The sequence below is a fragment of the Humibacter sp. genome, assembly GCF_051954055.1.
GTDB lineage: Bacteria > Actinomycetota > Actinomycetes > Actinomycetales > Microbacteriaceae > Humibacter.
On sequence record NZ_JBQCIE010000067.1, the window covers coordinates 1 to 21,628 of the forward strand.

The window sequence follows — 21,628 nt, forward strand, 5'->3', positions numbered from 1 at the left end:
GGGTAGCGCGTCGTCGCGGTCGCGGCGTTCGCGAGCGACTCTGTACCGGCATCCAGGTATCCGAACGTGGTGACGTGGTCGCTGTACTTCTTGGCCAGCTCGTTCATGTCGGTCAGTTTGGCGTAGGCGGCCGAGGTCGGATCGTTGTTCCAGTTCGAGTGCTTGATCGGCTCGTGCGCCGTGACCGGGAGCTTGCCGCTCGACCCTTCGACGTGCAGAATCGTCGCCCCGAACGACGGCGCACGCGGATCCCTCCGGGTCAACCGGCCCCACTGCGCCTGGGTGTCGCCGACCGCCTCGCCGGCGTACACATGCTCGCAGTGCAGGGCGCGGGCATCCCTGATGTTCTCCTCGATGCCGGCGGAACCGAGCATCACGAACGAGAAGACGCCGAGCCGAGCGGATGCCAGGGCGTTCGCCGCCGTCGTCGTCCCGTAGGAGTGCGCGATGACACTGAGATCCACCCCGACCGCACCGTCGCGGCTGACTTTGAATCCGCGCAGCGCCGCCACCAGCCGCGGGGCTCCACGTGCCGCGTACGCGCCGAGCGCCGCGTCGATGCCGGGTGGCGGTGTCACGTAGCCGATCCAGGCGATCACCGACCGATTCGCCGGAGCACCCGCCTTGCCTTGCTCGTCGTAGACGTTCTGGGCTGCTTGCGTCCACAGCTGCATGTCATCCGCGTACGTCCCCATGCCCGGAACATCGAACGTGACCTGCATCGCCGTGTCCGGATTGCCGACCGCCACCGCCGCGAGTGGACGCGGAGCCGGCGTCAGCTCGACCAGGTAGCGGCGCGGCTTGCGCGGCCCGGCGAGCGTCGCCTTCACCGCCTTCAGCGCACGCAGCCGGAACTGCGCCGTCTCATCCTGCGGTTTGGATGCCACCCGCTTCGTCGTCGACGCCAGCGCCCTGGCCAAGTAGATGCGGTTCGCCTTGTCGCGATCGGTGTAGTCGACGCCCTCCAGGTTGCCGATCAGCTGTGGCGCGTTGCGGAGCGCCGCCTTGCGCTCCTTGGCAGACGCCTTGTTCCACAGATCGTCGACATACCGCCCGTCGGCGTTCGCGAGATCGACAGCGATCGCCGGGTTCTTCAGCAGATACGCCTGCGCTTGCTTCGGCGACATGCTCCAAAGCGCCTGCAGACCGTCGTCGACCAGCTGCTTGCCGGCCGGCGGCGCCATCAGGATGCCCGCCACCGCGACCGCAGTCATGGCCAGAACGCCGGTCGCCCGCGCCCAGCCGATCATGAGCCGAGCTTAGAACCGCGCGCCCCGGCTGGGATAGCGCGCGAATAGGGCACGTCGCGCTCGAACGGGCGTCCGACGACCGATCCGACGTCCCCCAAAAACCTTACAATGGATGATTTTGCGTTACACTCGAGCATCGTCGCGAAACGAAGGGGTGCGGAATGGCCGTCGTCGTCCCCGCGTCACGCCTCGGTCGTCGACGCACCGGATCCAGGCAGGATGCGCGCCAGCAGCTTCAGAGAGCGTCCAACGTCGACTGCGTCCGGGTCGAGCAGCCACTGCACCTGCAGACCGTCGGAGGCGGCGATCACGAGCGCGGCCGCATCCGTCGCGTCGATGTCGGAGGCGATCCGCCCGGATGCCTGCCCCTCGCGGATCAGCTCGGCGAGCGCGTCGCGCAGCCCGGCGAACCTCTCCCGGATGAACGCCTCGGAGGCGGGGTGTCCCTGCTGGAGAGCATCCGTCGACAGTGTCGCGTACAGCCGCACGAGACCCGGGATGGAGCGGTTGCGGTCTGCGCTGGCCGCCATGACCTCGACCGGACCGACACCCTTCGGCGCGCCCGCTCCCGCCCCGAGGGCGTCCCCGACGGAGCTCTCCTCGTGCGCCCGGTACACCTCGACGAGCAGCTCGTCGCGGGACGCGAAGTAGTGCCGCAGCGTCGCGTGCGAGACGCCGATCTCCTCGCCCAGCGTGCGCAGCGACGTGCCGTCAACACCGTGGTCGGCGAACGAGGCGATCGCGCTCTCGATGATCTGCCTGCGACGGGCGATGCCCTTCGCGTAGCTGCGCCGCGGCGAGGAGTCCTCTGGCCCCGGCGCGTCGCTCATCCTGCCATCATCCCAACAAAGTAAGGAACCCGATGACCGATACCACCGAGCGCACCGCGCGCATCGACGACCTGCTCGCTCGCATGACCACGAAGCAGAAGGTCGGACAGCTCATCCAGTACTTCTACTTCTCGCTGCCGGCGGGCGCGGGGGAGGGCATCGACCCGTTCATCTCCCGTCAGCCGCAGGCCGTCGAGGCCGCTCTCGCCGAGGGGGTGGTCGGATCCCTGCTGTTCGTCACCGACCCGGCCGAGACCAACAGGCTGCAGAAGCTGGCGATCGAGGGCAACGAGCACGGCATCCCGCTGCTGTTCGGCTTCGACGTGATCCACGGGCTGCGCACGATCTTCCCCGTGCCGATCGCACTGGCCGCGTCGTGGGATGCCGACACCATCGAGCGTGCGCAGACCGTCGCGGCTCGCGAGGCGCGAGCCGTGGGCATCCACTGGGCGTTCGCGCCGATGGTGGACATCGCACGCGACGCACGCTGGGGACGCATCATCGAGGGCGCGGGCGAGGACCCGTTGCTCGGCTCCGTCGTCGCGGCTGCCCAGGTGCGCGGTTTCCAGGGTGAGGAGCTGGGCGCATCCGAGCACATCGTCGCCGGCCCCAAGCACTTCGCCGGCTATGGCGCAGCGCTGGGCGGCCGCGACTACGACGAGGTCGACCTCTCCGATCAGGAGTTCTGGAACACCTGCCTTCCGCCGTTCAAGGCCGCGATCGACGCGGGCGCGGGCAACATCATGTCCGCCTACATGGACCTGAACGGCGTTCCCGCCTCCGGCAACCACTGGCTGCTCACCGAGGTGCTGCGGGACGCGCTCGGCTTCGAGGGGTTCGTCGTCACCGACGCGAACGCCGCTAAGGACCTCGAGACGCACCACTTCGCGGCCGATGCCGCGGATGCCGCGGTGCGCGCTCTGAACGCCGGCGTCGACATGGAGATGGGCATCTTCCAGCCGGCGTTCGCGAACCTCATCGAGGCGATCGACGACGGTCGCGTCGACACCGCGCGAGTGGACGAGGCGGTGCGACGCATCCTCGTCGTCAAGGAGAAGCTCGGCCTGTTCGAGCAGCCGTACGTCGACGAAGCGGATGCTCGCCGCGTGCTGGCCGACCCGGCTCACCGCGACGAGGCGCAGCGGGCCGCGGAGCGCTCCGCGGTGCTGCTGCGCAACGAGGGCGGAATCCTGCCCCTTGATCCGGATTCGCTCGGCTCCGTCGCCGTGATCGGACCGCTCGCGACGTCGCAGCGCGACACGCTCGGTCCGTGGGTCTTCGACTTCGACCTCGGCGAGACCGTCACTATCGCTGAGGGCATCGCGACGCGGCTGGCGGGCAAGGCATCCGTCGTCGTCGAGCAGGGCGTGGCGGAGCCGAAGCGCACGTTCCCGTCGATGTTCGAGCAGTTCGGCGACACCAGCCCGTCTGCGCCTGCCGACTTCGATGCGGATGCCGCGCTCGACCGTGCCGTGCGGGCGGCGACGGATGCCGACGTCGCCATCGTCGTGCTCGGCGAGCAGCAGGACATGATCGGCGAGAACGCGTCGCGGTCGGACCTGTCGCTGCCCGGCGACCAGCAGCGACTGCTGGAGGCGGTCGTCGCCACCGGCACACGCGTCGTTCTGGTGCTGATGAACGGACGTCCGCTCGACATCCGCTGGGCCGCGGAGAACGTGCCGGGGATCCTCGACGTCTGGTACCCGGGAACGCGCGGCGGCTCCGCGGTGGCGAGCCTGCTGTTCGGCGACACCGCGCCTGCCGGCAAGCTGCCGTTCACGTGGCCGCGCACCGTCGGCCAGGTGCCGATCCACCACGCGATCACCCGGTCGCACGCCCCGCAGAACCAGGACAAGCGGTACTGGAACGAGGAGAGCACGCCGCTGTTCCCGTTCGGCCACGGACTCGGCTACACCTCGTTCGAGTACGCCGAGGTCCGGGTCGACGCCGAGCGGGTCGGCCTGGACGGAACCGTGACCGTCTCGGTCGACGTGGCGAACACCGGGGACCGCGACGGCGTCGAGGTCGTGCAGCTATACCTGCACCAGCGGTTCGGCACATCGTCGCGTCCGCTTCGCCAGCTCGCCGCGTTCGAGCGTGTCGAGATCGCGGCCGGCCAGACCGAGACCGTCGCGTTCCGTATCGGCCCCGATGAGCGCCGCTACTGGAGCGCCGCCACACGCGACTGGGTACTGGATGCCACGGTGTTCGACGTGTGGGTCGGCGGCGACGCGAACGCCCAGGCGCACGCCGAGTTCACCGTCGGCTGAGCCGCCCGAAGGACCCGCGCACGGATGCGACCAGGCACGCCGGTCGCATTCATGCCAGTCTCGACTCACAGACTTTCATCACGAAGGAGCGATTCATGTCCAACCCGTCCGTTCAGCTGTATTCGGTGCGCGACGCCATCGACGAAGACCTCGACCGCGCCGTCGCCCGTGTGGCCGAGATCGGCTTCCGGCAGGTCGAGCCGTACGCGTTCCACCTGCGCACGGCCGACTACAAGCGTGCGTTCCAGGCATCCGGCATCACGGCGCCGTCCGGTCACGCGCCCGTGATCGACTCGGATGCCCCGGGCTCGATCTTCGACGCCGCCGCCGAGCTTGGCATGACGACGGTGATCGACCCGTTCATCCCGACCGACCGGTGGCAGTCATCCGATGACGTGCACCGCCTCGCGGACCGGGTGAACGAGCTGACCGCTGAGGCGACGTCGCGCGGGCTCGAGTTCGGGTATCACAACCACCAGTGGGAGTTCACGAACAAGGTCGGCGGCCGTCCCGTCTACGACCTGTTCGTCGAGCTGCTCGGTCCGGACACGGTGCTCGAGGTCGACACGTTCTGGGCGACCGTGGGCGGTGCCGACACACCGGCGGTGCTGCGTTCGCTCGGCGACCGCGTGCGCGCACTGCACATCAAGGACGGCAAGATCGATGACGACATCAAGAACGTGCTGCCCAGCAGCGAGAGTGCGCTGATCGTGCCGGAGGCGCTGAAGGCCGCGTTCGAGAGCCAGACCCCGGCCGGTCAGGGCGACCTCGACGTGCGCGCCATCCTGCAGGCCTCGCCGAACGCGTTGCGTGTCGTCGAGTTCGACGCATACCGCGGCGACGTCTTCGACGGCATCGCCCAGTCCTACGCCTGGCTCGCCGAGAACGACGTCTGAGCGCACCCACGCCCGTGACTGAGTCGAACCACCCCGTTATCCGCGCCGGTCTCGGGGTGGTTCGGCCGCTGTCCGGCGCCCCGGCGGGCACGCCGGCACCTCACCGCCGGCGTTGAGGTACTCCGCGACCGGCAGCGTCGCGGCGCCCAGCGCGACGGCATCCGTCCCCAGTCGTGCCCGCACGAGCTCGACCCGCTCGAACGGACGCGCCAGCGCGTTGCGGCCGATCGCCTCCCGGATGCGCGGCAGCAGCGCCTCCGGAAGCGCGTGTCCCAGCGATCCGCTCCGGTGCGAACAGATTCACGAGGTTCGCGAGGCCGACGCCGAGGTGTTCGACGAGCTCGTCGACGACCTGCAACGCAGCCCGGTCGCCGTCGCCCGCCTCGAGGATGCCCGCCATCCGGTCTTCGACCTCGCGCGGATTCGCGGCGCGGGTGCGGCGCTTGAGCCGGTCGTACCGGGCGACGATCGCCTCGGCGCCGGCGTACGCCTCCAGGCATCCTTGGGCGCCGCACGCGCATTCGCGGCCGCCGTACACGATCGTGGTGTGGCCGAGCTCGCCGGCGAAGGCCGTGCCACCAACACCCTCCCCGGGCTGGATGCTCGCGCCCACCCCGGCACCCAGCAGCACGATGACGGCGTTGTCGCAACCCTTCGCAGCACCGAACCAGCGTTCCGCCTGGCCGAGGGTGTTGGCTCCGTTGTCCACGATCAGCGGCAGCGCGGTGCGCTCTCGCAGCAGGCGCTCGATCGGCGCGACGCCCCAGCCGATGCTCTGGTCGTAGACGACCGCCTCCTGCCCGGCGGTGTCGGTTGCGCTCGCGTCGCCTGCGCCGGCCATCGGCATCCGCTCGACATACCCGGGCACACCGACGCCCACGCCGAGGATGCGGCCCACGTCGACGCCCGACTCGCGAACGACCTCCTCGATGCCGCAGACCACCCGGTCGACGACCTCGTCGGGCTGCAAGCGGATGTTCTCGGTGACGGAACGATGGGACGCGAGTGCGCGCATCCCGAGGTCGAAGAGCTCGACCATCACGGCCGTCTCGCCCACGTCGACCCCGACGACGTAGCCGGCGTCGGGCTTGATGTGGAAGAGCCCGCGAGGGCGGCCACCGTTCGAGTCCTCTGAGCCGACCTCGCTGATGCTGCCGAGTCGCACCAGGTCGACGATCACGTTCGACACCGTGGCGAGGCTCACGCCCGTGGCTTGCGCCACCTGCTGATACGTGCGGCCCGTGCAGGTAGAGCTCCCACAGCGTCCGCGATCGGTTCCGACGGCGCAGATCGCGCACGGTCGTCGAGCGCGCTGCGGGCATCCATCCACCTGACTATTCTCCGGCTGCCACCGGCGGCGTCTTCGCCGGGCGAACAACCTGTCCGCCCATCGTAATGAGCGACGGATGCTCGCCGATCCGGATTGCCGTGGGCGACGACCGGAGATGGTCACCGGGCAGACGCGAGCATGCCCTAGTGTTTGGCGCATGACCGACCACCCGAGCGGCCCCGGCGACGACGCCCTGGCCCCGCCCGCCGGAGCGACGACGGCGACGGCGCTCATCCTTCCGACGAGAACCGGATTCGGCCGCGTGCTCGCCTGGGGCGCATGGGACTGGGGATCTTCCGCCTTCAACGCCGTCGCCACGACGTTCGTGTTCACGGTCTATCTGACGAGCAAGTCGTTCGGCGACAACACCCAGCTCTCGCAGCTGCTCAGCTGGACGATCACGGCGGCCGGCATCGTCGTACTGCTGCTCGCGCCCGTGCTCGGGCAGCGCACCGACACCTCAGGCCGGCGCAAGCTCTGGCTCGGGGTGAACACGGCCGTCGTCGTGGTGTGCCTGGCACTCATGTTCTTCGTGCAGGCCGCGCCGGCGTACGTGTGGCTCGGTCTTGCGCTGCTCGCGGTCGGCACCGTGTTCTTCGAGATCGCCGGCGTCAACTACAACGGGATGCTCCGTCAGATCTCCACGCCGAAGACGATCGGCAAGGTGAGCGGCCTGGGCTGGGGCATGGGCTACGTCGGCGGCATCGCGCTGCTGTTGATCGTGTACTTCGGGTTCATCCACCCGAGCGTCGGACTCTTCGGCGTGACGAGCGCGAACGGCCTATCAGTGCGCGTCTCGATGCTGATCGCCGCACTCTGGTTCGCGGTGTTCGCGCTTCCCGTGCTGTTCGCCGTACCCGAGAACCGCGCGCTCGCGGACTTCGGCCGGCCGCGGGTCGGCTTCTTCCAGTCCTATGGCGTTCTCGGAAGGGACATCGCCCGGCTCTGGAAGACCAGCCGCCACACGGTCTACTTCCTGCTGGCGAGCGCGATCTTCCGGGACGGCCTCACCGGTGTCTTCACGTTCGGCGGAGTGCTCGCGGCCGGATCGTTCGGCTTCTCCTCCGGAGAGGTCATCATCTTCGCCATCGCCGCGAACGTCGTCGCCGGCATCGCCACCATCGCGGTGGGCACGCTCGACGACCTGCTCGGACCGAAGCCGGTCATCCTGGCGTCCCTCATCGGCCTCGTCATCTGCGGATCGCTCGTGTTCGTGCTGCACGGCGGCGGGCAGATCGTGTTCTGGACGCTCGGCCTCGCCCTCTGCCTCTTCGTCGGGCCGGCGCAGTCGGCCAGCCGAACGTTCCTCGGCCGCCTCATCCCACCGGGGCGCGAAGGCGAGGTGTACGGCCTCTACGCCACGACCGGGCGCGCTGCGACCTTCATCGCGCCGCTCGCCTTCGGCCTCTTCGTCACCATGGGCGGCAAGCAGTACTGGGGCATCCTCGGGATCGTTCTCGTGCTCGCGATCGGACTGGCCGTGATGATCCCGGTGAAGGCGAAGCAGGACCAGCTCAGCTGACGGGCATCCAGGCGCCGCCGGCTCGCAGCGAGTCGCGTGCGGCGAGCGCGGTGCTCAGCGCCAGGATCGCGTCGTCCACCGGCGCGATCGCCGACGGGGTTCCGGATGCCACGCACTCCAGAAAGTGCGCGGCCTGCCTCGCGTACGGGTTGGTCGGCTCCGCGGGTTCGGCGTCGCCTGCGTCGACCGCACCGCGCACCGTGAACTCCTCCACCGGGCGCTCGCCACCGATGAAGCGCGTCGCCACGACACCCGCGTCGCCGGTTACCTGCAGGGCGGTGGCGAACGAGGTTGTCGCGGGCATCCGCGCGTGGCTCATCCCTTGGGCGAGACCACCGTCGTCGTATCGCACGGTGGTCTCCACGGGACCGAGCGGATGCGTCGCCGCCGAGCGCACCCCGATCGGATGCCCGAGCAGCAGATTCGCCTGATCGAGGTCGTGGATGCCGAGATCGACAGCGACCCCGCCCGACCGCTCCTCGTCGAACCACCACGGCGTGTCGGGCGGAGCGATCATCCGCTCCGCGCGCACGTGGAACGGATGCCCCACCGCACCCGCCTCGACCAGCTCGCGCACGCGCAGGTACGCGTCGAAGAACCGCACGACGTGGCCGACCATGAGCACACCGCCGGAGCTTCCTGCCTCCTTCGCGATCGCCTCCGCGTCGTCCATGCTGAGCGCCATCGGCTTCTCCAGCAGCACGTTCTTGCCGGCTCGCAGGGATGCCACTGCGAACTCGCGGTGCGTCGGCGTCGGCGTGCAGATGGTCACGATGTCCACAGACGGGTCGCCCAGCACGACGTCGAGGTCCGCCACGGCCCGGGCGTTCGGGGCGTCCTGCAGCGTGGCATCCGCTCGGCGCGAGACGAGGTGCGACACCTCAACCCCTACCTCGCGCCAGGCCGCCGCGTGGGCGGCGCCGATGGTCCCGGGTCCGATGATCGCGACGGTCATGCCGTCATCATCCCAGCCCGGACCATCACCCCAGCGTCATCGTCTCCATCGGGAGGTACGTGCGCGCCGCCCACGACACCGGATCCGCCGCGAAGTGCGCCCGCATCGCGCCGTCGTTCAGCGCGTTGTCGAGGGCGATCATGATCATCGACTGGTCCAGCACGAGCCGGCGATGGCCCACCGCTCCGGTCGTCGGATTCACCGCATCGTAGAACCCGCCGTCCGAGCTGTAGACATCGGGATAGGTCGAACGCAGCTTCTGGATGTTCGCGAAGGCATCCTGCGGAAGCACGTTCAGCGCGATGAACGAAGCGTGCGGCGTGACGACGTCTTCGGTGGCGCAGGTGGTGCACTGCGACAACCTCTCGCCGACCGGGAACTGCAGTCCCTCGACGCCGAACGTGCCGTAGCCGCCGGTGTCATCGGCCGTGCTCGAGGGCGAGAGACCCCACACCGGGTAGTGCAGCACCTCCGTCGCGTACGTCTCCTGCACCTGCGCGGTGCGCACATCCGCGAGCCCGAATCCGCTCGTGCCCCACGTGGTCTCCGGAACCATCTGGTCGACCATCTCGGCCTCGAACATGCCGCCGCCCCACGTCGGGAGGAAGCTGAGCGACGTGCCCGGGTAGGTGTAGTGGCCCTCCCAGACGTCGAACGCCTTACCGGACTGCGGATCCGTGTACTGCTGCCACTGGCCGCCGGGCTCTTGACCCTGCCAGGAGAAGTCCGGATCGGTCGAGCACCGTTGCGGCGGCAGCGTGCGCCACGAGCGCCACCACACATCGCCGGGCATCTGGTGCAGGCCCATGCCGATATACATGGCGATCCGCGGATCGCTGTAGATCGCACCGTTGTGGTAGCCCGCCGGGCCCTGGCCGACGTAGTAGCCGCCGTACATCTGCCCAGTCGGCTGGTTGCCAGGGATGGCCGGGTTCGTGTTGCAGTCGGTCTGTGCGCGATTGTCGTAGAAGATCGAGAAGTCCATGTCACCGATCAGCGCATTGGCCTGCTTGCGCAGCGACGGAACGGCCGACCGCACCATGACGAGCCCGGTCGCGAAAAGCCCGTTGTCCACCGCGGAGAGGAAGGAGCAATTGTCCTGCGCCGGCGTGGTCTGCGTGCTGCACGCCGGGCCGCCCGGGTTCAGGATCGGCTGCGCTGTCGTCGTGTCGTACCACTGGTAGAGGAAGCCGTGCGAGCGCTGCATCCCGCTCACCGTGTGCAGCGTCGCCGCGAGCAGGTTCCGCTCGTTGCCCGGCGTGATGAGGCCCAGGTCCTTGGCGGCGATCACGGCCTGCAGGTAGATGCCGATGTTGGCCGCCGAGGTGTACTGGCCTTTGGTCGTGCCCGGGCCGAGGTTGTCCAGTGGTAGGTGTGTCGTAGTATCCACGTCGTTCTGGAAGAACCGCCACGTGTCGCGTCCGATGCCCAGCAGCGTCGCGCGCTGGGCGGGCGTGAGCGGCGTCTGCCCGGGCGCGGTGATGCCGCCCATGTCCTGATTGTCGGTCGTCTCTTGTGCGCTGGCAGCGGGCGCGAGCCCCACGGATGCCGCCAGAGCGGCCGCGAGGACGCCGGCGGTCAGCGCCGCGCGGCCCTTCCGCTGTTTCGTGATCATCGTCGTCGACTCCTCATCTCACCCTGTTGTTCGTCACTCACTGAGCGCATTGCACCGCGCCACCTCGCCGAGCCACGCCAGCGACGGCTTCGGCGTGCGGCGGAACGTCTGCCGGTCCCACGCGATCAGCCCGAACGTCGGCCGGAACCCGCTGGCCCACTCGTAGTTGTCCAGTGCGCTCCAGTGCAGGTACCCGCGCACGTCGACGCCGTCCGCGATGGCGGCATGCAGGTGCCGCAGCGAGGCATCCAGGTAGTCGATGCGGCGCGCGTCGTCGTCTGTCGCGATGCCGTTCTCGGTCACCAGGATCGGCGTGTGGCCGCTCTTCTCCCACGCCGAACGCACGCCGTCGGCGGCCGCCTGCGGAAAGTACTCCCAGCCGGTCAGCGTCGTCTCGACCCCGTCGGCGACCGGCAGCGGCCCGTGCGGCCCGATGAACGTGCGCGTATACGCCTGCACGCCGACGAAGTCGTCGCCGGCGGCCTGCTCCAGGTACCAGTCGTCGCGCGGGTACCCGTACTCGTGCAGCATCTCCTCGGAACCCGGCTCTCCCGTCGCGACGAAGTCCTGTGTCGCGACGGTCCACCCCGTCCGGATGCCGTCAGCGGATGCCAGCACCTCCCGTGAAGCACGGTGCGCGGCCAGCAGCGTCTCGGCGACGCCGAGATCCGGGTTCGGCAGTCCGTTCGCGACGAGGTTCTCGGCCTTCTCGCCTCCGGCGAGCATGGCCGCGATGTTCGGCTCGTTGATGGTGCACACGTAACGCACGCCATCGAGAATGGGCAGCACCGTCTCCGTGTAGCGCGCGAACAGCTGCGGGGCATCCGCGTTGCGCCAGAAACCGGCGTCGTGCATCCAGCGCGGAACGGTGAAGTGCATGAGCGTGACGACCGGCTCGAGGCCGAGCTCGAGGCAGGTGTCGATCATACGGCGGTAGTGGTCGAGGGATGCCTGCGACACGAACGCGCGCTCCGGCTCGATGCGCGCCCACTCGACCGAGAACCGGTAACTGTTCAGCCCGGCCTCGGCCAGCAGTTGCATGTCTTCGCGGTACCGGTGATAGCTGTCTGCGGCGTCGCCGCTCGGTTCCACGATCGGAGTTCCCGGCGTGTGCTCCTTGACCCACCAGTCGCTGTTCACGTTGTTGCCCTCGACCTGGTGGGCGGCCGTCGCGGCGCCCCAGAGAAAACCGTCGGGGAATGCGAGCACGTGGTTCTCCTTCGTCGAGGTGGGCGTGGCCGATCAGCCCCTGGCCGGATTCGGAACGGCGTCGAGCAGATGCACCGTGTAGTCGTCGCTCGGATGCTGCAGGACGTCGGCGGTGTCGCCGCGTTCCACCACGACGCCCTTGTTGAGCACCATGATGCGGTCGGTCACGAGCCGTGCACTGAGCAGGTCGTGCGTGATGTAGAGCATGCTGACGCCCCACTGCTCGCGCAGGTCCTCCAGCAGCGCCAGCACGCCGGCGCGCAGCGAGACGTCGAGCATCGAGACCGGCTCGTCGGCGATGATCACCTGCGGATCGCTCGCCAGCGCGCGGGCGATCACCACACGCTGGCGCTGACCGCCGGAGAGCTGGTGCGGGAGCTTCGCCGCGAACTGCTCGACCGGCGTGAGCCCCACCGTCTCCAGCAGCTCCAGCACCCTTCGTCTGGCATCCGACCCGCGCAGGCCGGTGTAGTTCACCACGGGCCGGATGAGTGTGTATTCCACCGTGTGCAGCGGATTGAGCGCGGCATACGGATCTTGGAAGACCATCTGCACGTCTCGGTGCAGGCGGCGCAGGTCACGTCGCCGTCGAAGCGTGTCGACCCTCGTGTCACCGAATGTGATCGTGCCGGAGGTCGGCCGCTCAACACCGGTGATCATCTTCGCGATGGTCGACTTTCCGCTTCCGCTGGCTCCGACCAGCGCGAGCGACATGCCCGGTTCGAGCGTGAACGAGACGTCGTCGACAGCCCGCACCGCGGTCTCACCGCGCCGCCGCTGCTTGTACACCTTCGTCACGCCGGAGACGACGATCGCCTCGCGCGCCGACCGCTCCTTTCGGGTGTGCACGGAAGGCGCCGCCGCTTCGGCAGCTGTGTCCACATCCCTGCTCGCGCCGCGCACCTGCAGCCCCGGCACGCTCACGGTCTCCGCCCGTGGGTCGCCGTAGTGGCTGAGCAGCATGCGGGTGTACTCGTGCTGCGGGGCGTTCAGGATCCGGTCGCTCGGGGCATCCTCCACGATCACGCCGTCGTGCATGACCAGCACCCGCTCGGTGGCCTCGAGCACGATTCCGAGGTCGTGGCTGATCAGCACGGCCGTGAAGTTCTCGGATGCCTGCAGCTGCCTGATCGTGCCCATCACCGCGTGCTGCACGAGCACGTCGAGCGCGGTGGTCGGCTCGTCGAACACCATCATCCGCGGCTCCAGCGACAGGGCGATGGCGATCGACACGCGCTGCCGCATGCCGCCGGAGAGCTCGCCCGGATACCGCGACAGCGTCGCCTGCGGCAGCTCGACCTTCTCGATGAGCTCCCGCGCTCGCGCCTCTCGGGCCGACGGCGGCACGTGGCCATGGGCCGCGAACACGTCCATGAAGTGGTTGCGCACGGTGCGCACCGGGTTGAGCGCGTTCATGCCGGACTGCAGCACCATGGCGAACCCGCCCTGCCGCTGCGCCCGCACCTGTTCGGTCGACAGGTGGGCGATGTCGGTGCCGTCGAACAGGATGCGACCGCGTGAGATGCGCGCGGGCGGCTTCGACAGCCGGGTGAGCGCGAACCCGAGCGTGGACTTGCCCGACCCGGACTCGCCGACCAGGCCGACGAACTCGCCCTGGGCCAGCTCGAAGCTGACGTGCTTGACCGCCTCGAACGGATGCCCGTCGCCGGTGTCGTACACGACCGAGAGGTCCTCGACCTTCAGCAGGCTCATCGCGTGGCCCCTCCCTCACGGAGTCGCGGATTGCTCAGGCCGTCCACGCCGAAGTTGATGAACGACATCGACACGGCGAACAGCGCGATCATGAGGCCGGGTGCGAACAGCAGGATCCACTGGCCGGTCAGCAGCACGTTGCTGTTCTGCGCCCAGAAGAGCATGGTGCCCCAGCTGACGGTGCTGGAGTCGCCGAGCCCGAGGAACTCCAGGCCCGCCTCGGCGAGGATGGCCGCGGTCGCCGCACCGAAGAAGCTCGCGATGATGAGCGAGGTCATGTTCGGCAGGATCTCCCGGAACACGATGCGCGTCGCGCTCTCGCCGCTGAACGTCGCCGCCGTCACGAAGTCGCGGGAGCGCAGCGACTGGGTCTGCGAGCGCAGCACACGTGCGCCCCACGCCCATCCGGTCACGACGACGACGAGGATGATCACGCCGAGCCCGCCATTCTGCAGGTAGGCCGCGATCACGATCATCAGCGGCAGCGCGGGGATGACCAGGAACAGGTTGACGATGAACCCGACGCCCTCGCCCCAGAACGTGCGAACGTAGCCCCAGCTCAGCCCGACGGCGACCGCGATGATCGTCGACAGCAGGCCGGCGACGAGCGCGACCGACACCGAGACCTGGGCCCCGCAGATGAGCTGCGAGAAGACATCCTGACCGGCGGCCGTCGTACCGAGCCAGTGCGCGGCGCTGGCGTCCTGACTCCTGCCGAACGACGTGTCATGCGGGTCGTATGGCGAGATCAGCGGCGCGAAGATCGCCAGCAGCACGAAGAACGCGAACAGCACGAGCCCGAAACGCGCCTTCGGGACGGCCCACACCGTGCGGATGCCTCGCCCGAGTACGCGAAGCGGGTTCGGCCGGTCGAGGTGCGCCGTTCTGCCGGCGGCGGCACTGGCATCCATCGTCGTCCTTCTGCTGGTCGTCGTCATCGCCTCGTCCTCGGGTCGAGAACGCCGTACAGCACGTCGACGATGAAGTTGGCGATGAGCACGCTCACCGTGATCATCAGGAAGAGCGCCTGCATGAGCGGGTAGTCCTGGTTGGTCACCGCGTGGAACAGCAGCAGGCCGACGCCGGGGTAGTTGAACACGGTCTCCACCAGCAGCGAGCCGCCGACCACCCCGCCGAGCACGAGGCCGAACGAGGTGAGGTTGGGCAGGATCGCGTTCCGCGCTGCGTACCGCAGGGCGACCGTGCGGGGGCGCAGTCCGTTCGCCTCGGCGAACGTGACGTAGTCCTCCCCGAGCGTGTTCACCATGGTGTTGCGCATGCCGAGGATCCAGCCGCCGAGCGAGGTGAGCAGGATCGTGACGCCGGGCAGGATGGCGTGGTACAGCGCGTCACCGAAGAACGCGAAGCTCCAGTTCGGCGTCGCCGCCTGCGAGTAGGCACCGGATGTCGGGAACAGCCCAGCGACGTAGCCCAGGAAGAAGACCAGCAGCAACGCCGTCCAGAAGTACGGGAACGCGGAGAGGAACTGGCCGCCGACGGTCGGCACGGTGTCGAGCGGGGTGCCCCGCTTCCACGCAGCGAGCACCCCGAGCAGCGTGCCGCACACGAACGCGATGATCGTGACCGTACCGACGAGCACGAGCGTCCACGGCAGCGCGTCGCCGATCAGGCCGGAGACGGTCTGCGGAAAGTAACTGTACGAGACGCCGAAGTCGAAGTGCACGACCTGGTTCAGGTACTCGACGTACTGGTTCCACAGGCTGCCGCTCGGTACACCGAGCTGTGCCTCGACCGCCTGCCGCATCGCCGGCGTGACCGGCCCGTTCTGCCCGAGCTTCGCGATCGCGGCGTCGGCCGGCGACCCCGGCATCAGCCGGGGCAGCACGAAGTTGACCGTGACCGCAGCCCACAGCGTGAGCACGAACAGGCCGAGCCGGCCCAGCAGGTAGCGCACGCGACCTCCTTCTTCTCACCTACCCGCGAACCGCGAGTGTCAGGACGCCTTCTTGAGGTGCGTGAACACCAGCAGCGGGGTCTCGGTCCACGTGCTCGGTGGCGCGTAGGGGTCGCTGGCGCTCGGCCATCCGGTGAAGTGCTTCGTGCTGAACAGCCCCCACAGTCCGCCGTAGAAGAGCCCGATCGCCGGCACCTGGTTGTACACGACCTCTTGCAGCTGGTCGACGATCTTCTTCTGGTCGGACTGCTGCGTCGCGGCCTGCAGCTGCGTGAGCAGGGCGTCGACCTTGGGGTCCTTGAACCGCTCGAAGTTGGCCGTCGTCGCCGTTCCGACCGGAGTGGCGAACTGGCTGTTCAGCAGGTTGTTGTAGTCCTGGAACACGCTGCCGGTGCCACCGAAGGAGCCCATCGCCAGGTCGAAGTCGCCGTTGTTCAGCGCCTGCGTGTACGCGGCCGGCTGAGGCTGGTTGATCTTCACGGCGATCCCGAGCTTGCCCAGCTGGGACTGCACGGTCTGCACGCCGCGCAGCCAGTCGGTGTAACCGTTCGCGGTGGTGATCGTGAGCTGCAGCTGGGTGCCGTTCTTGTCGACGAGCTTGCCGCCGGACTGCGTGTACCCGGCCTTCGCGAAGTAGCTCAACGCCTTCGAGCTGTCCTGTGTAATCAGGCCGTTGCCTGGGATGGAGCTGTTCAGCCAGTCCTGCTGGTTCGGCAGCAGCAGACCGGTCTGGCCCGCCGGCTTCACGTAGCCCTGCTCCGCGTCGTTCGCGACAGTCGTGCGATCCAGTGCGTAGCTGAGGCCGAGGCGGAAGTTCACGTCGTTGAACGGCGCCTTCGTCAGGTTGGGGAACAGCGAGACCGTTCCGCCGGGCGGGAACCAGTACTTGTTGTGCTGCTTGTCGGCGCCCACCCAGGTCTTCTGAACATCCGTGATGAACGCATACGCCCAGTCGTAGCCGTTCTTCACGATGTCGAGTTGCTTGTTGGATGCCGGCAGCACGATCTTCTGCGCCGCGACCTTGTCGGCCTGCCAGTACTTCGTGTTCTTGTCGAGCACGTACTGGTTGCCGGCGAACTTGCCGAGCACATACGGTCCGGTCGCGACCGGGTTCGGGTTCGTCCAGCTGACCGGGTTCTTCACGCTCTGCCAGATGTGCTTCGGCACGATGATCTGCTGGTCGATGATGTACGCGGCGGGCACGTCGGCGGTCTTCAGATGGAACGTGATCGTGTTGCCCGACGTGCTGATCGTGTCGATGTGCTGCCACTCGCCGAGCGTGTCGAGCTCCGGGTGCTTCTTGATCAGGTCGAACGTGAACATCACGTCGTCCATCGTGAACGGCTTGCCGTCCGACCACTTCACGCCCTGCCTGATGGGGTACTGGATGGTCTTCGGGTCGACGATCTTGTCGCCGGTCGCGAGGAACGGGGTCGCCTTGCCGTCGATAGAGTTGACCACCTGGAGCGGCTCGTACATGTAGTGCGCGCCGATGCGCGTGTTGGCGGCGAACGGATTGAAGTTCCGCGCGAACGTGGGTGAGCCGCTGTCGGCCGCGAGCAGAAGCGAACCGTCGCCGGCTCCGCCCGAATTGTTGGACGAGGTGTGAACACTGCAGGCGCTGGTCGCCAGCACGGTGGCTGCTGCGACGACGGCGACGAGCGTTCGAAGCGATCGGGGCCGTGGCTTTCGCGCTCGGGTCTTGGACATGTCGAGGAACCTTTCTGTCATCGATGACGAGGCTCTGGCGGGGACACCAGCGGGGGATGCGTCCGCCCGGTACCGGTGATTGTAAGCGCATACAAGCGGCGACGGCAACCCGGTTGACGAACTGCGTTCTGCCGTGATGGCGTGCCAGAATGGTGGTCGGATCCCCGGCGTTGCCCGAGGGGACGGAGGATGTCGATGGCCAAGAACCCCACGGTCTACGACGTGGCCGAGCTGGCCGGCGTCTCCATCGCGACGGTCTCGCGAGTGCTGCGCAGACCCGACGATGTACGCGCATCCACTCGTGAGGTCGTGATGGATGCCGTGCGCGAACTCGGCTACGTGCCGAGCGCCAACGCACGGGGGCTGGCGGCACGCAAGACGGGCGTGCTCGGGCTGTTCCTGCCGGGATTCGACGCCGTCGAGGAGCTCGACGACGCTGATTTCACCGCACCGCATCGCGTCGAGGTGCGGGCGGACCCGCCTGCTGCAGCGGAGCATCCGTCTGCGCATCTCTACTTCGACGAGGTGCTTCGCGGTTGCGAGCTGGAGGCGTGGCGGCAGGGATTCTCGCTCATGGTCGGGGTCGGCCGGGGGAGGTCACCCGAGGAGGTCGAGGCCGTCATCAGCGACATGGCGGGCCGGGTCGACGGGATGGCCGTGCTCGCGCAGAGCGCGCACGACGACGCGCTCAAGCGGGTGAGCAATCGGGTTCCGGTGGTGCTTCTCGCAGGGCCACGGCGCGGCGACGACTTCGATCATGTCTCGGTCAGCAACCGGGAGGGGATGCGCGCACTCACCGAGCACCTCGTGGATGCGCACGGCGTGCGGGACCCGGTCTACCTCGCGGGGCCGTTCGACTCGCCCGACGACGCCGAGCGCTACAACGGATTCGCCGAGGCGCTCGAGGGCAGGGGCATCAACCCCACGGCGCTTCCCGTGCTGCACGGTGAGTTCTCCCGGCAGCGCGCCCGCGCGGTCGCGGCGGATCTCGCGCAGCGCGGCGCCGTGCCGCGGGCGATCGTGTGCGCGAACGACCAGATGGCGCTCGGCATCCTCGATGTGTTCGCCGAGGTGGGCATCCGGGTACCTGACGACGTGATCGTCACCGGCTTCGACGGACTGGATGCCGCCGCCGAGTCGACCCCGCGGCTCACCACGGTCAACCAGCCGATGGTGCACCTCGGACGCGCCGCGGTGCAGGCGATGGTCAGCAGGCTGGCGAATCCTGACCAGGAGCCGATCGCGCTCCGCCTGCCGGTGAAGGTTCTGCTCAGGGAGAGCTGCGAGGGCCCGCTCAGCCCAGCCGCTCGCCCTCGAGGTGCTCGACCAGCTTCCACGTGACGCCGTCGTCATCGCTCACCCAGCCGTCGAACGTGTAGCTCTGCGCGGAGACCTCGCTGAAGTTCCAGCGGATGGGCCGCTCGTCGTTCTGTGTGCCGTCCTGTCGGATGCCGTCCCGCCAGCCCTGCGCCACGAGGTTCGCGTACTGGTTGAGCGCTGGCGAGAAGTAGCTCACGCGCACGATGCCGGCGGTGGGATCGTAGACGCGCACCGCGACCGCGATGGTCTGCTCTCGGTCATCCTTCTCGACCACCTCGAGGTCCTGGATGGCGCGGCCGTCCATCACCCACGAGACCAGCCAGGTGAAGTCCCGGTCGCGCCACTCGCCCGTGGGCTCGTCGAGGCGCCGCCCTCGCACATGCCACGAGCCGACGAGCTGGCCGAATCGGGTCATCCGCTTCGGGTGCTCCGGTGACGGTCCCGAGCTGACCAGGGCATCCGCGAACCTCGCGTGCGCGGTGGAGTCTGCCGGATCCGCGCTGCGTGCGTCATCCATCGGCTCGCCCTCCTCAGGTCTTCGGGTGATCAGCTCCCGGTCGGTGCTGTCTGGCGTGCCGGGTCGTCGACGTCGGTACCAGTGACATCCGCACCGCTGACATCCGTGCGGTGGAAGTTGAGGTACGAGCGGGATGCCGTCGGCCCGCGCTGGCCCTGGTACCGAGAACTGTATGCGGCGGAACCGTACGGCTGCTCGGCCGGTGACGAGAGCTGGAAGAAGCACATCTGCCCGATCTTCATGCCGGGCCAGAGCTTGATTGGAAGGGTGGCGACGTTACTGAGCTCGAGCGTGACGTGGCCGGTGAAGCCCGGGTCGATGAACCCGGCCGTCGAGTGTGTGAGCAGGCCCAGGCGACCGAGCGAGCTCTTGCCCTCGAGGCGTGCGGCGACGTTGTCGGGCAGTGTCACGCGCTCGAACGTCGATCCGAGCGCGAACTCGCCGGGGTGCAGGATGAACGGTTGGTCGCCGTCCACCTCGACGAGATGCGTCAGCTCGGGTTGATCCTCGGACGGATCGATGAACGCGTACTTGTGGTTGTCGAACAGCCGGAAGAAGCGGTCGAGGCGCACGTCGATGCTCGACGGCTGGATCATCGCCGGATCGTAGGGCTCCAGAGCGATGCGCCCTGCGTCGAGCTCGGCCGTGATGTCGCGATCGGAGAGCAGCACGCCTCCAGGCTACAGACTCAATACCCCTCACTTCGAGACGGATTCCAGGCGCCGCCCACTGGTCTTCGGGCCGAACAGGGCGATCAGTCCGGCGATCAGGCCGGTGATTCCGATGCCGGCAAAGCCGAGGAAGAACCCGCCCGCCGTGACGACGACGGGCAGCAGAAGCGCGCCGACCACGCCGCCGCTGTGTCCGATGCCGTCGGAGAGCGAGAATCCGCTTGCCCGCGCCCGGGTCGGGAAGAGCTCTGCCGTGTAGGTGTAGGCGACCTGCAGGTACAGCCCGAGCGCGAACGAGGCCAGGAACGACCCGATCGTGACGATGGTGTCGCCGGCCAGGGATCCCAGCAGCAGCATGCCGATCAGCCACACGCAGGTGGAGCCCAGGATCAGCAGTCGCCGGTCGAGCTTGTCCGCGAGAACCGCCATGACGATGGCTCCGACCGGGTACCCGATCGCGCCGACACCCAGGAACAGGATGGAGTCCGCGATCGCGAACCCGTGACCCGAGAGCAGCGTCGTCGCATCCCCGAGGAACCCGTAGTTGCCGATGTACCAGAAGAACCACATGAGCACGAGCAGCACGAGACGACCCAGGTAGGGCCTGGCGATGAGAGATCGCATCGGGAAGGCGTCTCGGGCCATCGACACGTCTTCGGGCTCCGGTTCGGGCAGGGTCATTCCGCGTGATCGCGCGATCTCCTCCATCCTCGTCACGACAGCGTCGGCCTCTTCGGGCTTGCCGTGCAGCGCGAGCCACCGCGGGGACTCCGGAAGCTGGAACCGGGCGATCAACCCGATGAGCGCGATCAGCCCGCCCACCACGAACAACAGCCGCCAGCCGAACGGGAATGCCGGCACGAGTGCCAGTGCCACGAATGGAGTGACGGCCTGCCCCAGGATGCCGACGAGGAACGTCAGGTTGGAGATGCGACCGCGCTGGCGGGCCGGCGCGAGTTCGCCGACGTAGGTGGAGACGAGGTTCAGGTCTGCGCCCACGCCGACCCCGGTGAGAAAGCGCCACAGGGAGAGCGTCCACATGTCCGTGGCCGTCGCGCAGAGGAACGAGCCGAGCGCGGTAATGCCGATGGTCACCAGCAGGATCTTGTACCGCCCGACCCGGTCGGAGATGCTGCCGATCACGATCGAACCGACCACATACCCGATCAGGCCGACCGCAAGTGCCACGAACGTGGCCTCGGAACCGGTGAGCTTGAACTGTGCGGCGATCGCGGGCATCCCGTACCCGATGTCGGCGATGTCGAAGAACGTGAAGAAGTAGCCGATTCCGATGACCGCGAGATGCCACCACGGAAGCGACCAGGACGGTATGCGATCCTGACGGGCGAGCACCGTCCGTGCGTCCACCGGGCCCGCTGACATCCCCTCGCTCACCGTCATTTCGCCTTCCCACAGCGTCGACCGGGCGGGTTCACGCGAGCTCGTCCTCTTCTTGCAGTGTAGATCGGTGGATGCCGTCGGCTACGATGATGGATGCCGTCTCAGCGGCACGCGGATGTAGTTCAATGGCAGAACCTCAGCTTCCCAAGCTGATAGCGCGGGTTCGATTCCCGTCATCCGCTCCAAAGGTTTCGTCGTGCCGTCAGCGAACGCGCACAGCGCGGTGCGCGTTGAGCGCCTCTGCGTGGGACGCAGCGTGAACGGGTGAGACCTACTCGCGGAGTTTCGGCTTTCGGTGTTCTTGGCCGGTGTCGTGCCAGGTTCCGTGGGGGTCGATCCATCCGGGTGCGCGGACTTGTGGTTTCCCGTTGTGCATGCGGATCGCCCACCCACCGGTGTCGATGGACCGGTGGTGGAACCAGCAGACGGCGGCACCGTTGCTGGTGTCGGTGGGTCCCCCTCGTGAGTGCTCTTGCACGTGGTGGTATTCGCACCACCCGGCCG

17 protein-coding genes, 1 tRNA gene and 1 pseudogene are annotated in these 21,628 nt (G+C 68.2%); 5 read left to right on the forward strand and 14 right to left on the reverse strand.

The annotated features are described in order from the left end of the window. Both ACTHNC_RS08005 and ACTHNC_RS08010 read right to left on the reverse strand, forming a co-directional pair. On the reverse strand, positions 1 to 1,250 hold a 1,250-nt coding region (locus ACTHNC_RS08005; RefSeq protein ID WP_440294072.1), incomplete at its 3' end, for an alpha/beta hydrolase. Between the two features lie 182 nt (positions 1,251 to 1,432). Then, positions 1,433 to 2,080, reverse strand: coding sequence for a TetR/AcrR family transcriptional regulator (locus ACTHNC_RS08010; RefSeq protein WP_440294073.1), 648 nt, complete (start codon positions 2,078 to 2,080; stop codon positions 1,433 to 1,435). A 32-nt stretch (positions 2,081 to 2,112) separates the two neighbouring features. On the opposite strand from ACTHNC_RS08010, the gene ACTHNC_RS08015 reads away from it, so the two are divergent. Further along, positions 2,113 to 4,350 (forward strand): glycoside hydrolase family 3 N-terminal domain-containing protein, encoded by a 2,238-nt coding sequence (locus ACTHNC_RS08015; protein WP_440294074.1) that lies wholly within the window; start codon positions 2,113 to 2,115, stop codon positions 4,348 to 4,350. Between the two features lie 95 nt (positions 4,351 to 4,445). Further along, the gene (locus ACTHNC_RS08020; RefSeq protein ID WP_440294075.1) at positions 4,446 to 5,246 is read left to right on the forward strand and encodes a sugar phosphate isomerase/epimerase family protein; all 801 of its coding nucleotides are present in this window, start codon (positions 4,446 to 4,448) and stop codon (positions 5,244 to 5,246) included. A gap of 100 nt (positions 5,247 to 5,346) precedes the next feature. Here the strand turns inward: ACTHNC_RS08020 and ACTHNC_RS08025 are convergent, their stop codons facing one another. After that, positions 5,347 to 6,468, reverse strand: coding sequence for an ROK family protein (locus tag ACTHNC_RS08025; protein ID WP_440294076.1), 1,122 nt, complete (start codon positions 6,466 to 6,468; stop codon positions 5,347 to 5,349). A gap of 265 nt (positions 6,469 to 6,733) precedes the next feature. On the opposite strand from ACTHNC_RS08025, the gene ACTHNC_RS08030 reads away from it, so the two are divergent. Then, a complete protein-coding gene (locus ACTHNC_RS08030; RefSeq protein WP_440294077.1) occupies positions 6,734 to 8,098 on the forward strand; it encodes an MFS transporter in 1,365 nt (454 codons plus the stop codon). Here the strand turns inward: ACTHNC_RS08030 and ACTHNC_RS08035 are convergent. From ACTHNC_RS08035 to ACTHNC_RS08065, 7 genes are read right to left on the reverse strand one after another with little or no spacing between them, the layout of a single operon-like run. Continuing rightward, a complete protein-coding gene (locus tag ACTHNC_RS08035; protein ID WP_440294078.1) occupies positions 8,091 to 9,053 on the reverse strand; it encodes a Gfo/Idh/MocA family protein in 963 nt (320 codons plus the stop codon). The two genes, ACTHNC_RS08030 and ACTHNC_RS08035, sit on opposite strands and share 8 nt — an antisense overlap. Positions 9,054 to 9,078: 25 nt before the next feature. Beyond that, positions 9,079 to 10,668, reverse strand: coding sequence for a glucoamylase family protein (locus ACTHNC_RS08040; protein ID WP_440294079.1), 1,590 nt, complete (start codon positions 10,666 to 10,668; stop codon positions 9,079 to 9,081). A 33-nt stretch (positions 10,669 to 10,701) separates the two neighbouring features. Further along, positions 10,702 to 11,877 carry a glycoside hydrolase family 1 protein gene (locus tag ACTHNC_RS08045; RefSeq protein ID WP_440294080.1) on the reverse strand — a complete coding sequence of 392 codons (1,176 nt, stop codon included), beginning with the start codon at positions 11,875 to 11,877 and terminating at the stop codon, positions 10,702 to 10,704. A gap of 33 nt (positions 11,878 to 11,910) precedes the next feature. Then, a complete protein-coding gene (locus tag ACTHNC_RS08050; protein ID WP_440294081.1) occupies positions 11,911 to 13,590 on the reverse strand; it encodes an ABC transporter ATP-binding protein in 1,680 nt (559 codons plus the stop codon). Then, positions 13,587 to 14,528 (reverse strand): ABC transporter permease, encoded by a 942-nt coding sequence (locus tag ACTHNC_RS08055; protein ID WP_440294082.1) that lies wholly within the window; start codon positions 14,526 to 14,528, stop codon positions 13,587 to 13,589. The genes ACTHNC_RS08050 and ACTHNC_RS08055 overlap by 4 nt, the downstream gene beginning before the upstream one ends. Continuing rightward, a complete protein-coding gene (locus ACTHNC_RS08060) occupies positions 14,525 to 15,505 on the reverse strand; it encodes an ABC transporter permease (RefSeq protein WP_440294083.1) in 981 nt (326 codons plus the stop codon). Before ACTHNC_RS08060 ends, ACTHNC_RS08055 begins: the two co-directional genes overlap by 4 nt. Positions 15,506 to 15,544: 39 nt before the next feature. Further along, positions 15,545 to 17,215 (reverse strand): ABC transporter substrate-binding protein, encoded by a 1,671-nt coding sequence (locus ACTHNC_RS08065; RefSeq protein WP_440294084.1) that lies wholly within the window; start codon positions 17,213 to 17,215, stop codon positions 15,545 to 15,547. A 195-nt stretch (positions 17,216 to 17,410) separates the two neighbouring features. On the opposite strand from ACTHNC_RS08065, the gene ACTHNC_RS08070 reads away from it, so the two are divergent. Then, entirely contained in the window at positions 17,411 to 18,556 is a 1,146-nt protein-coding gene (locus tag ACTHNC_RS08070; RefSeq protein ID WP_440294085.1) for a LacI family DNA-binding transcriptional regulator, read from the forward strand. Here the strand turns inward: ACTHNC_RS08070 and ACTHNC_RS08075 are convergent. From ACTHNC_RS08075 to ACTHNC_RS08085, 3 genes are read right to left on the reverse strand one after another with little or no spacing between them, the layout of a single operon-like run. Next, entirely contained in the window at positions 18,510 to 19,052 is a 543-nt protein-coding gene (locus ACTHNC_RS08075) for a hypothetical protein (RefSeq protein ID WP_440294086.1), read from the reverse strand. The two genes, ACTHNC_RS08070 and ACTHNC_RS08075, sit on opposite strands and share 47 nt — an antisense overlap. 29 nt (positions 19,053 to 19,081) lie before the next feature. Next, complete coding sequence (gene dcd, locus ACTHNC_RS08080; protein WP_440294087.1) at positions 19,082 to 19,723, reverse strand: dCTP deaminase; 642 nt, start codon at positions 19,721 to 19,723, stop codon at positions 19,082 to 19,084. Positions 19,724 to 19,750: 27 nt separating this feature from the next. Next, the gene (locus ACTHNC_RS08085; protein ID WP_440294088.1) at positions 19,751 to 21,124 is read right to left on the reverse strand and encodes an MFS transporter; all 1,374 of its coding nucleotides are present in this window, start codon (positions 21,122 to 21,124) and stop codon (positions 19,751 to 19,753) included. A 111-nt stretch (positions 21,125 to 21,235) separates the two neighbouring features. Here ACTHNC_RS08085 and ACTHNC_RS08090 point away from each other — a divergent pair. Then, positions 21,236 to 21,309 (forward strand) — tRNA-Gly (locus ACTHNC_RS08090). Between the two features lie 86 nt (positions 21,310 to 21,395). On the opposite strand, the pseudogene ACTHNC_RS08095 reads toward ACTHNC_RS08090, so the two are convergent. Further along, positions 21,396 to 21,628, reverse strand: a pseudogene (locus ACTHNC_RS08095) (hypothetical protein); the annotation flags it as partial.

Coding starts and splice junctions, on each gene's coding strand:
- ACTHNC_RS08085 (WP_440294088.1), bottom strand. CDS start 21,124: ATGACGGTGAGCGAGGGGATGTCAGCGGGCCCGGTGGACGCACGGACG.
- ACTHNC_RS08065 (WP_440294084.1), bottom strand. CDS start 17,215: ATGTCCAAGACCCGAGCGCGAAAGCCACGGCCCCGATCGCTTCGAACG.
- ACTHNC_RS08015 (WP_440294074.1), top strand. CDS start 2,113: ATGACCGATACCACCGAGCGCACCGCGCGCATCGACGACCTGCTCGCT.
- ACTHNC_RS08070 (WP_440294085.1), top strand. CDS start 17,411: ATGGCCAAGAACCCCACGGTCTACGACGTGGCCGAGCTGGCCGGCGTC.
- ACTHNC_RS08030 (WP_440294077.1), top strand. CDS start 6,734: ATGACCGACCACCCGAGCGGCCCCGGCGACGACGCCCTGGCCCCGCCC.
- ACTHNC_RS08035 (WP_440294078.1), bottom strand. CDS start 9,053: ATGACCGTCGCGATCATCGGACCCGGGACCATCGGCGCCGCCCACGCG.
- ACTHNC_RS08010 (WP_440294073.1), bottom strand. CDS start 2,080: ATGAGCGACGCGCCGGGGCCAGAGGACTCCTCGCCGCGGCGCAGCTAC.
- ACTHNC_RS08040 (WP_440294079.1), bottom strand. CDS start 10,668: ATGATCACGAAACAGCGGAAGGGCCGCGCGGCGCTGACCGCCGGCGTC.
- ACTHNC_RS08050 (WP_440294081.1), bottom strand. CDS start 13,590: ATGAGCCTGCTGAAGGTCGAGGACCTCTCGGTCGTGTACGACACCGGC.
- ACTHNC_RS08020 (WP_440294075.1), top strand. CDS start 4,446: ATGTCCAACCCGTCCGTTCAGCTGTATTCGGTGCGCGACGCCATCGAC.
- ACTHNC_RS08055 (WP_440294082.1), bottom strand. CDS start 14,528: ATGACGACGACCAGCAGAAGGACGACGATGGATGCCAGTGCCGCCGCC.
- ACTHNC_RS08075 (WP_440294086.1), bottom strand. CDS start 19,052: ATGGATGACGCACGCAGCGCGGATCCGGCAGACTCCACCGCGCACGCG.